Raw genomic sequence first — 8350 nt, forward strand, 5'->3', positions numbered from 1 at the left:
CGGCACCCACTCGGCGTCGGACGCGTGCACGTACACCGGGATGTCCCCGAACGCCCGGCTCCACTCCACCATGGACCCGTAGAAATGCGGGTGGGTCCTAGTTGCCTACGTCGCTCAGGCGAGGTTCTTGATCGAGGCCTGGACCTTGGTCTGCACCTCGGTCGGCAGCGGCGCGTAGCCCAGCTCGGTCAGCGCGCCCTGGCCCTCGGCGCTGGCCGCGTAGTTCAGGAAGCCCTTGACCAGCGCGAGCTTGTCGGCCGGGGTGCCCTTGCTGCAGACGATCTCGTAGGTGACCAGGACGATCGGGTAGGCACCCGCCTCCTTGGTCGCGTAGTCGATCTTCATCTTCAGGTCGTCGCCGGTGCCGGTGACCTCGGCGCCCGCGATGGTCTTGCCGGCCGCCTCGGCGGTCAGCTCGGTGAACTCACCGGCGCCGTTCGCGATCTTGGCCTTGGACAGGCCGCCGTTCTCCGCGTACGACCACTCCATGTAGCCGATCGAGCCCTCGGCGCCCTTGACCGACGTGGCAACGCCGTCCGAGCCCTTGGAACCGGTGCCGCCCGGGGCCTTCCACGCCTTGCCCTTGCCGAAGGTCCAGTTGCCCGGGGAGACGGTGCTCAGGTAGTTGGTGAAGTTGTCGGTCGTGCCCGACTCGTCCGACCGGTGCACGGTCTGGATGTTGGTGGACGGGAGCGTGGCGCTCGCGTTGTCGGCCTTGATCGCCGGGTCGTCCCACTTCTTGATGGTGCCCGCGAAGATCTTCGCCAGGGTGTCGGGCTTGAGCTGCAGGCCCTCGACGCCGGGCAGGTTGTAGGCGACCGCGACCGGGCCGATCACCATGGGGAGGTGGATCGCCGGGCCCGAGCCGCACCGGGCGTCGGCCTTCGGCTGCTCCTCTTCCTTGAGCGCCGAGTCCGAACCCGCGAAGTCAGCCGTCTTGGCGATGAACGACTGGATGCCGGCACCCGAGCCGTTGGGCTCGTAGTTGATCGTGGTGCCGGTGCAGAGCTGCTGGTAGGCCTTGCGCCACTCGTCAACGGCGTTCTTCTGCGCGGACGAGCCGAACGCGTTGAGCGTGCCCGTAGCGCAGTCGGCCGCCGCGGTGGTCGCGCCACCGCTCGCACCCGGCGAGCTGGGCGCCTCGTTGTCCGAACCGCACGCGCTGAGCGCGAGGGCGGCGGTCAGAGCGAGGCAGGCGATGGTGCCGTGCCGCTGGAGCTTCACTGAGGGATATCCCTTCGAAACGAGTCTTCTCGGTAGGCCCGGGCGCGTGCCGCCCCCGGAGCTACCAGCGAAGTTAAGAGGGATAGGTAGCCGACTTCCCGGGCCCGAGTGAACGAGCGGTGAACAGCTCGGCCCACGAAGGTGGCGACATGCTGAGCCATGGATGTCGATTCCGTTAACCGACCGCAGACGACCGCGTATGCGCGCGAGCGTGTCAACGATGGTCATGCCACCTTGACGGGCAAGAGACTGGTGTCCATGACTGACGTGCTGACTGTCCGTGGCGGTTTCCTCGCGCTGGCGGCACTGGCCACCGGCCTCGCCGCCGGCCTGTTCTACACGTTCGACGTCGCGGTGATGCGCGGCCTCGCGAGCACCGACGACCGCACCTTCGTCACCGCGATGCGGGAGATCAACATCAAGATCCTGAACGGCCTCTTCGCGTTCTCGTTCGGCGGCGCGATGGCCTTCACGCTGATCGCGCTCGGGCTCAACCGCAGCGGTCCGACGGTGTGGTGGATCGTGGCCGCCGCCGTCCTCTACGCGGTGCAGCTCGGCATCACGTTCCGGATCAACGTCCCGCTCAACGACGCGCTGGTGGCCGACGGGGACCCGGCGAAGATGACCGACCCGCATCCGGTACGCGTCGCGTTCGAGGCGAAGTGGGTGCGCTGGAACCACGTGCGCACCTGGCTGTGCCTCGCGGCGTTCGTCAGCCTGATCGGCGCGCTGGCCGAGTACGGCCGGTCACTCCCATGACCGCCGATAGCTCACGTCCGTCGACCAGACGGCGAAACCGAGCCCCGTGTAGAGCCGCACCGCGGGCGCGTTGGACTCGTCGACGTAGAGCATCGCCTGGTCCAGCCCGGCCGCCCGGAGGTAGCGCAGCCCGGCGACGGTCAACGCGGCGCCCAGCCCCCGACCGTGTGCGTCCGGATCGACCCCGACCACGTAGACCTCGCCGATCGGGTCGTGCTGGTGCCCACCGCGCCCGTGCACCTTGGTCCAGTGGAAGCCGAGCAGCGCGCCGGTGTCCGCGTCGACCGCCAGCAGGAAGCCGGCCGGGTCGAACCACGGCTCCGCCATCCGGATCCGCAGGTCGTCGATGGTCCACCGGCCCTGGTCGGGGTGGTGGGCGAAGGCGCGGGCGTTGACGCGTACCCACGCCTGGTCGTCGCGACCCGGCTCGAAGGCACGCAGCGTGACCCCCGGCGGCAGCTCCCGCTCGGGCAGCGGGGCGAACAGCGACCGGCGCATCTGGAACAGCACCCGGGCCCGGGTGAAGCCGAGCTCGACCGCGAGCGCGCCGGCCGAGGGGTGGTCGCCGTGCGCCCACAGGCGCAGCGACCGCAGGCCGGCCGCCTCGGTGGCGGCGATGGCCGCGTCGACCAGGGCCCGCCCGAGCCCGTGGCGGCGGCGCATGGGATGCACGACCATCTCGGCGGCCGCGCCCTCGACCGCGTCGGTGGTGTCGACGTGCGCGTAGCCGACCAGCGTGCCGTCCGGGTCGTGCACCAACAGGTGCACCGCCGCCTGCTCGCCACCGCGCCGGATGTGCAGCACGACGTGCTCGGAGAACGGATAGGCGCCGTCGGTGTCACCGGCCTGCGCGGCCAGCTCGAGCACCGCCGCGACGTCGCCGGCGGCCAGATGGTCGAGTCGATCGACGCGGATCACGTTGGTCACGCGATCACGTTAGACCTGCCTACTTCTGGCCGCCGTGGATGGGCAGTTCGCGGCCGTGCAGCTTGGGTGGGTCGATGCCGGGCGGCAGGGCGGCGAGGGCGAACTGCTCCTCCAGCTTGGGCAGCATCGCCTTGAGCGCCTCCACCGTGTTCTCCCGCTTGCCGCCGGCGTCGTGCATCAGCACTATCGAGCCCAGGGCGGTGTCCGTGGTGAGCACCTTCTCTATGCTCTTCGCACCCGGCGTGGTCCAGTCCTCGGTGTCGACGGCCCAGTGCAGCGACGACATGCCCAGCTCCTTGGCGACGTCCACGGCCGCCTGGGTCCAGGCACCGCCCGGGTGCCGGAAGTACGAGATCTTGGCGTCCGGCACCGCCGCGTGGATCGCGTCGTTGGTGCGCACCATGTCGGCCCGGATCACGGCCTTGCTCTTCGTGCCCAGCTCGGTGTCGTGGTTCCAGGTGTGGTTGCAGAGCGTGTGTCCCTGGTCGACGATCTCCCGCACCAGCTCCGGGAACTGCACGACCATCTCACCGACGAGGCAGAAGGTCGCCTTCACGTTGTACTCGTCGAGCAGTGCGAGCACCTCGGGCGTGTACTTCGGGTCGGGGCCGTCGTCGAAGGTCAGCGCCACCTGCATGGTGCCGGTGGTCATCCGGCTTCCGAACGGACCGGCCTTGTCGGGCATCAGCGGCGGCTTGCCGGGCCCGACCACGACCTGCTGGTTGAAGGCGGCCGGCAGCGGCGGGCCCGCCTGCACGCCCTGCTTGTGCGGTGCCGCGCCACCGCCCGGCGGTGGTGAGTCGGGGACGGCCGGCGCCGCGTCCGCCTTCGGCGCGGGGGTGCTGCCGGCGTACTGCTTCGCGCGGGCCCGGCTCGACGGCGACGCCGGCAACCCGGGACGGTCCTCGTCGGCGGCACCACGGTGGCGGGCGCCACGGACGGCGTCGCTGTCGTAGCTGCCGGCGGCCGACTTGTCGCGCTCCGGCTCCGGGCTGGACTCGTTGCCGACCAGGTGGGAGCTGCCGATGATCGCCGAGACGATGACGGTGACGATCGCGATGGTCCGGGTTGTGGGTCCGATCTTCACATGGGCTAGCGTATGGATTTTTCGTGTTTAATGTTGCTAAACCAGGACAAACGACGAAGGCCACCCCGACGTTACGGGGTGGCCTTACGCGCCGGGCGAACGTCAGACGGGCATCAGCTCGTTGTCGGGCAGCGAACGCGTGGGCGGCACGACGAACTTGTAGCCGACCTGGCGGACCGTGCCGATCATCGACTCGTACTCCGACCCGAGCTTGGCCCGCAGCCGTCGCACGTGGACGTCGACCGTGCGGGTGCCGCCGAAGTAGTCGTAGCCCCAGACCTCGCGCAGCAACTGGTCGCGGGTGAACACCCGGCCGGGGTGCTGGGCGAGGAACTTGAGCAGCTCGAACTCCTTGTAGGTCAGGTCGAGCGGGCGGCCCTTGAGCTTGGCCGCGTACGTGTCGGGGTCGATCGCCAGCTCGCCGGCCCGGATCAGGCCGTTGGCCGCGTTGGTGGCGTTGGTCAGCCGGCCGACCGCCAGCCGCAGCCGGGCCTCGACCTCGGCCGGGCCGGCGCTGGCCAGAATCACGTCGTCGACACCCCAGTCGGCGTTGAGCGCGATCAGCCCGGCCTCGGTCACCACGGCGATCAGCGGCACGCCGAGCCCGGTCGCGTGCAGCATCCGGCAGGTGGCCCGGGCCTCGGACAGCTCCGAGCGGGCGTCGACCAGGACGGCGTCGGGGCTCGGGCCGCTGACCAGCGTGCGGACGTCGCGGGGCGCGGTGCGGACCGAGTGCGGGAGCAGGTCGAGCGCGGATAGCACGCTCGACGGCTCACCGGCGCGGGCGGTCACCAGTAGCAGGATCTCCACGCGTCAGTCACCTCCGTCGATTGCGGCCCGGTGGCCGCGGCGGGGAACCCGGCTTCGCTGACGGGGTGGTGCCAGCCTCGCTCAGCCGTGTTACGCCTGCGTAAACGCCCTCCGCGAGTCGAAATGAGCTTAACCGATGAGAGTGCCGTAACCAGGCGGTGGCCGCCCGTTCATCCGAGTTCCCGAGCGGTTCGGCCCACGGCGAAGTCCGCTGCTGTGACACCGTCTGGCACGATCGGAGCCGTGTTCCCCTCCAGCTCCCCGGAAGCAGCGGCCGGCGCCGACGCGACCGACGACGACGATCTCGACGAGATAGAGATCACGCCCGTCCGGCCGGCGCTGTCGGTGGCGATCGCCGCGTTCGCGGGCCTGGTCGGCATCGGGCTGATCTTCGGGGCCCAGTCGACCAGCCCGGGCGCGCGGGTGCCGTTCGCCCTCGTGCTGGTCGGCGTTCAGGTGCTCTACGTGCTGGCCTGGCTGATGGCCACCCGCCCGCCGGTGCCGCTCGTGATGGGCGGCATCTGCCTGGTCGTGGCCGCCTGGAGCGACCTGCACGCCGTGCGGGCCGCCGAGCCCGGGCTGGGGACACTCGCCTTCATCGCGCTGGCCGGCGTCGCGGCCGCGGTGCTCGCACAGGCGATCCGCCCCGACGACCGGCGCCGGATCAGCGAGTCGCTGCGGGCGACCCTGCTCCTGGTGGTCGGCGTGGTCGCGATCGCCTCGCTGATCATGCTGAGCCGGGAGCCGCTCGGCACCCAGGTGATCTTCCTGTCCGTCACGGCGAGCGCGGTCGCGCTGATCGTCGCCCGGCTGGTCGACGCGGTCTACGCCAAACCGCGACTGGCACCCCAGGTGCCTCGGGGCGCGAGCGGCGTGATCTTCGGTGCGATGGTCGGCACGCTGCTGAGCGCGGTGCTGGGTTCCTTCCTCTACAGCTTCAGCCCGAGCAGCGCGGCGGTCGTCGGTCTGGTCACCGCCACCGCCGCGGTGCTGGCCGACCTGGCCGCCGACTATGCCGAGGCCGGCCGGCAGATGGCCGGCGACCCGCCGACGCTCTGGGTCGCCCGGCACATGCAGGGCCCGCTCGGCGGGTTCGCGCTCGCCGCGCCGGCGGCGTACGTCATGACGGTGTTGTTCCTGACTTGACCCGCTTGGGTAAGGAGGAAGCTGACGACGAGGAGGAACGGTGACGACCACCTACTACGCGGAGGAAACCCGCCCACGCCGGCGCCGCGGTCGGCGCGTGCTGATCACGCTGCTCGTGCTCCTGATCGTGATCGCGGGGATCCTGGTCGTGGGTGATCGGGTGGCCGCGAACTTCGCCGAGAAGAAGATCGCCGAACAGGTCAGCCAGGAGGTCGCCGCGCAGAACGTGCAGTCGGCGCCGCCTGAGGTGTCCGTCGGTGGCTTCCCGTTCCTCACCCAGGTGGTGGCGGGCCAGTACGAGAAAATCACGATCGTGATGCGCGACGTCAAGGGCGACGTGGACGGCAACCAGGTCAGCCTGCCCCGGCTCGACGTGGTCGCGCACGACGTCAAGGCCTCCATCGACACCCTGCGCAGCGGCCAGGGCGACGTGGTCGCGAAGACCGTCGACGGCACCGGCACGATCACCTACGACACCGTCATCGGCCTGGTCGACCAGCCCGGCCTCAAGCTCGCCGAGCGCGAGGGCAAGCTGGTCGCCAGCGCACCCGTCGAGGTGCTCGGCCAGCGGTTCACGGTCAGCGGCGCGGCGGAGCTCGCGGTCAAGGACCGGCAGATCCAGATCCGGCTCAAGGACGCGACCGCCGAGGGCCTGCCCGCGGTGCCGCTCGCCCAGCAGGTCGTGCAGAACTTCATCCAGCGGATCTCGATCAACGTCGACATCCCCGCGTTGCCGTTCAACCTGACGCTCAAGCAGGTCGATCCCACCCCCGACGGGCTGGCCGTCACCGCGACCGCGAACGACGTGCCGCTGAACTCGTGACCCGGCTCACCCAGCTGACCGCTCCCGGATGGTGGTCAGCTCGGTGACCCCGCCTTGCACTGCTGGTAGCCTTTGCACCCATGGGGACGCTCCTCACCAAACGGCGCGCGGTCGACCTGTGCCGCGTGGCCACCTGCCTGTGTTGCCCCGTCATCTGACGGCGGCAAGCTGAGGTCTTCCCACCTTCTCCTTCCCGGCAGTGCCGCCGTCGCTCGTACCCGTGATCCCTAATCCCTGGGTCGCGCGCGTGGAGCGACGACATCCACATCCCCCGCGCGCGTTGGCTCACCACCACCTCCGTACACACACAGGAGTGAACTGATGAGTCGCGACACCGCACTCGTTTCGGCCGACTGGGCCGAGAAGAACCTCGGCGCCCCCGGCGTCGTCTTCGTCGAGGTCGACGAAGACACCAACGCCTACGAAGGCGGCCACCTGCCCGGCGCGATCAAGCTGGACTGGAAGACCGACCTGCAGGACCCGGTGCGCCGGGACTTCGTCAACAAGGAGCAGTTCGAGGCGCTGCTCTCGGCCCGCGGCATCGGCAACGACGACACCGTGGTGCTCTACGGCGGCAACAACAACTGGTTCGCCGCGTACGCGTACTGGTACTTCAAGCTCTACGGCCACGGCGACGTGAAGCTGCTCGACGGCGGCCGCAAGAAGTGGGAGCTGGACGCCCGCCCGCTGGTGAAGGACGTGGCCAGCCGCGACCAGACCACCTACTCGGCGCAGGAGCCCGACACCGCGATCCGCGCGTTCCGCGACGAGGTCGTCAAGGCGATCGGCACCAAGAACCTGGTCGACGTCCGCTCCCCCGACGAGTACGCCGGCCGCCTGCTCGCCCCGGCCCACCTCCCGCAGGAGCAGGCGCAGCGCGCCGGGCACATCCCGACCGCGGTGTCCGTGCCGTGGTCCAAGGCGGCCAACGAGGACGGCACGTTCAAGTCCGACGACGAGCTGCGCGCCATCTACGCGGCCGCCGGCCTCGACGAGGGCAAGGACACCATCGCCTACTGCCGGATCGGCGAGCGCTCCTCGCACACCTGGTTCGTGCTCAAGGAGCTGCTCGGCCACGCCAGCGTGAAGAACTACGACGGCTCCTGGACCGAGTACGGCTCGCTCGTCGGCGTGCCGGTCGCGCTCGGCGACGAGCCGGGGAAGGCGTGACCACGATGACCGTCGACCAGAGTTGCGCCGCTCCTGACCAGGCCGCGCCGCTGCCCGCCAGCGTCGACCTGGAGAAGGAGACCGTGATCACCGGCACCGTGACGGCCACCGACGGCACCGTCGTCGGCGGCGCCTACGTCCGGCTGCTCGACGCCACCGGTGAGTTCGCCGCCGAGGTGGTCACCTCCCCGGCCGGCCAGTTCCGGTTCTTCGCCGCTCCGGGCACCTGGACGCTGCGCGCCCTGTCCCGGCACGGCAACGGCGACACGACCGTCACGGCGGTCCGTGGCGTCACCGAGACCGGCGTACGCGTCGGCTGACACCTACGAACACCCGACGGCGCCCCGGCCACCGGCCGGGCGCATCGACTGGTCCGTGTCCGGGTCGGGCTGCCAGTGCGTCTT

The 8350-nt window shown here is 70.3% G+C and carries 10 protein-coding genes; 6 read left to right on the forward strand and 4 right to left on the reverse strand.

What is annotated here, in order from left to right; all coding sequences use genetic code 11:
* Window positions 1-114: 114 nt before the first annotated feature.
* On the reverse strand, window positions 115-1224 hold the full coding sequence (gene pstS / locus AB0H87_RS33655) for a phosphate ABC transporter substrate-binding protein PstS (RefSeq protein ID WP_360155016.1): 1110 nt from the start codon (window positions 1222-1224) through the stop codon (window positions 115-117).
* Window positions 1225-1482: 258 nt separating this feature from the next.
* On the opposite strand from pstS, the gene AB0H87_RS33660 reads away from it, so the two are divergent.
* On the forward strand, window positions 1483-1983 hold the full coding sequence (locus tag AB0H87_RS33660) for an anthrone oxygenase family protein (RefSeq protein ID WP_360155019.1): 501 nt from the start codon (window positions 1483-1485) through the stop codon (window positions 1981-1983).
* On the opposite strand, the gene mshD is transcribed toward AB0H87_RS33660, so the two are convergent.
* The 3 genes from mshD to AB0H87_RS33675 all read right to left on the reverse strand — a co-directional run bounded on the left by mshD (window position 1972) and on the right by AB0H87_RS33675 (window position 4807).
* Window positions 1972-2910: a mycothiol synthase gene (gene mshD / locus AB0H87_RS33665; RefSeq protein WP_360155022.1), complete on the reverse strand. Its 939-nt coding sequence runs from the start codon at window positions 2908-2910 to the stop codon at window positions 1972-1974. The two genes, AB0H87_RS33660 and mshD, sit on opposite strands and share 12 nt — an antisense overlap.
* Before the next feature lie 19 nt (window positions 2911-2929).
* Window positions 2930-3997: a polysaccharide deacetylase family protein gene (locus AB0H87_RS33670; protein WP_360155025.1), complete on the reverse strand. Its 1068-nt coding sequence runs from the start codon at window positions 3995-3997 to the stop codon at window positions 2930-2932.
* Between the two features lie 102 nt (window positions 3998-4099).
* Entirely contained in the window at window positions 4100-4807 is a 708-nt protein-coding gene (locus tag AB0H87_RS33675) for a response regulator transcription factor (protein WP_360155028.1), read from the reverse strand.
* 243 nt (window positions 4808-5050) lie between these two features.
* Between AB0H87_RS33675 and AB0H87_RS33680 the strand changes: the two genes are divergently transcribed.
* The 5 genes from AB0H87_RS33680 (at window position 5051) to AB0H87_RS33700 (ending at window position 8266) form a co-directional block, all read left to right on the forward strand.
* Window positions 5051-5953, forward strand: coding sequence for a hypothetical protein (locus tag AB0H87_RS33680; RefSeq protein ID WP_360155031.1), 903 nt, complete (start codon window positions 5051-5053; stop codon window positions 5951-5953).
* A gap of 40 nt (window positions 5954-5993) precedes the next feature.
* Complete coding sequence (locus AB0H87_RS33685) at window positions 5994-6776, forward strand: DUF2993 domain-containing protein (RefSeq protein ID WP_360155033.1); 783 nt, start codon at window positions 5994-5996, stop codon at window positions 6774-6776.
* An 80-nt stretch (window positions 6777-6856) separates the two neighbouring features.
* Window positions 6857-6934, forward strand: coding sequence for an Ms5788A family Cys-rich leader peptide (locus AB0H87_RS33690; RefSeq protein WP_322791022.1), 78 nt, complete (start codon window positions 6857-6859; stop codon window positions 6932-6934).
* Between the two features lie 163 nt (window positions 6935-7097).
* Window positions 7098-7946 (forward strand): sulfurtransferase, encoded by an 849-nt coding sequence (locus AB0H87_RS33695; RefSeq protein ID WP_360155036.1) that lies wholly within the window; start codon window positions 7098-7100, stop codon window positions 7944-7946.
* Window positions 7947-7951: 5 nt separating this feature from the next.
* On the forward strand, window positions 7952-8266 hold the full coding sequence (locus AB0H87_RS33700; RefSeq protein WP_360155039.1) for a DUF1416 domain-containing protein: 315 nt from the start codon (window positions 7952-7954) through the stop codon (window positions 8264-8266).
* The last annotated feature ends 84 nt before the right edge of the window (window positions 8267-8350 follow it).

This window comes from Asanoa sp. NPDC050611 (assembly GCF_040654855.1).
GTDB lineage: Bacteria > Actinomycetota > Actinomycetes > Mycobacteriales > Micromonosporaceae > Asanoa.

Coding starts and splice junctions, on each gene's coding strand:
- AB0H87_RS33660 (WP_360155019.1), top strand. CDS start 1,483: ATGACTGACGTGCTGACTGTCCGTGGCGGTTTCCTCGCGCTGGCGGCA.
- AB0H87_RS33690 (WP_322791022.1), top strand. CDS start 6,857: ATGGGGACGCTCCTCACCAAACGGCGCGCGGTCGACCTGTGCCGCGTG.
- AB0H87_RS33695 (WP_360155036.1), top strand. CDS start 7,098: ATGAGTCGCGACACCGCACTCGTTTCGGCCGACTGGGCCGAGAAGAAC.
- AB0H87_RS33700 (WP_360155039.1), top strand. CDS start 7,952: ATGACCGTCGACCAGAGTTGCGCCGCTCCTGACCAGGCCGCGCCGCTG.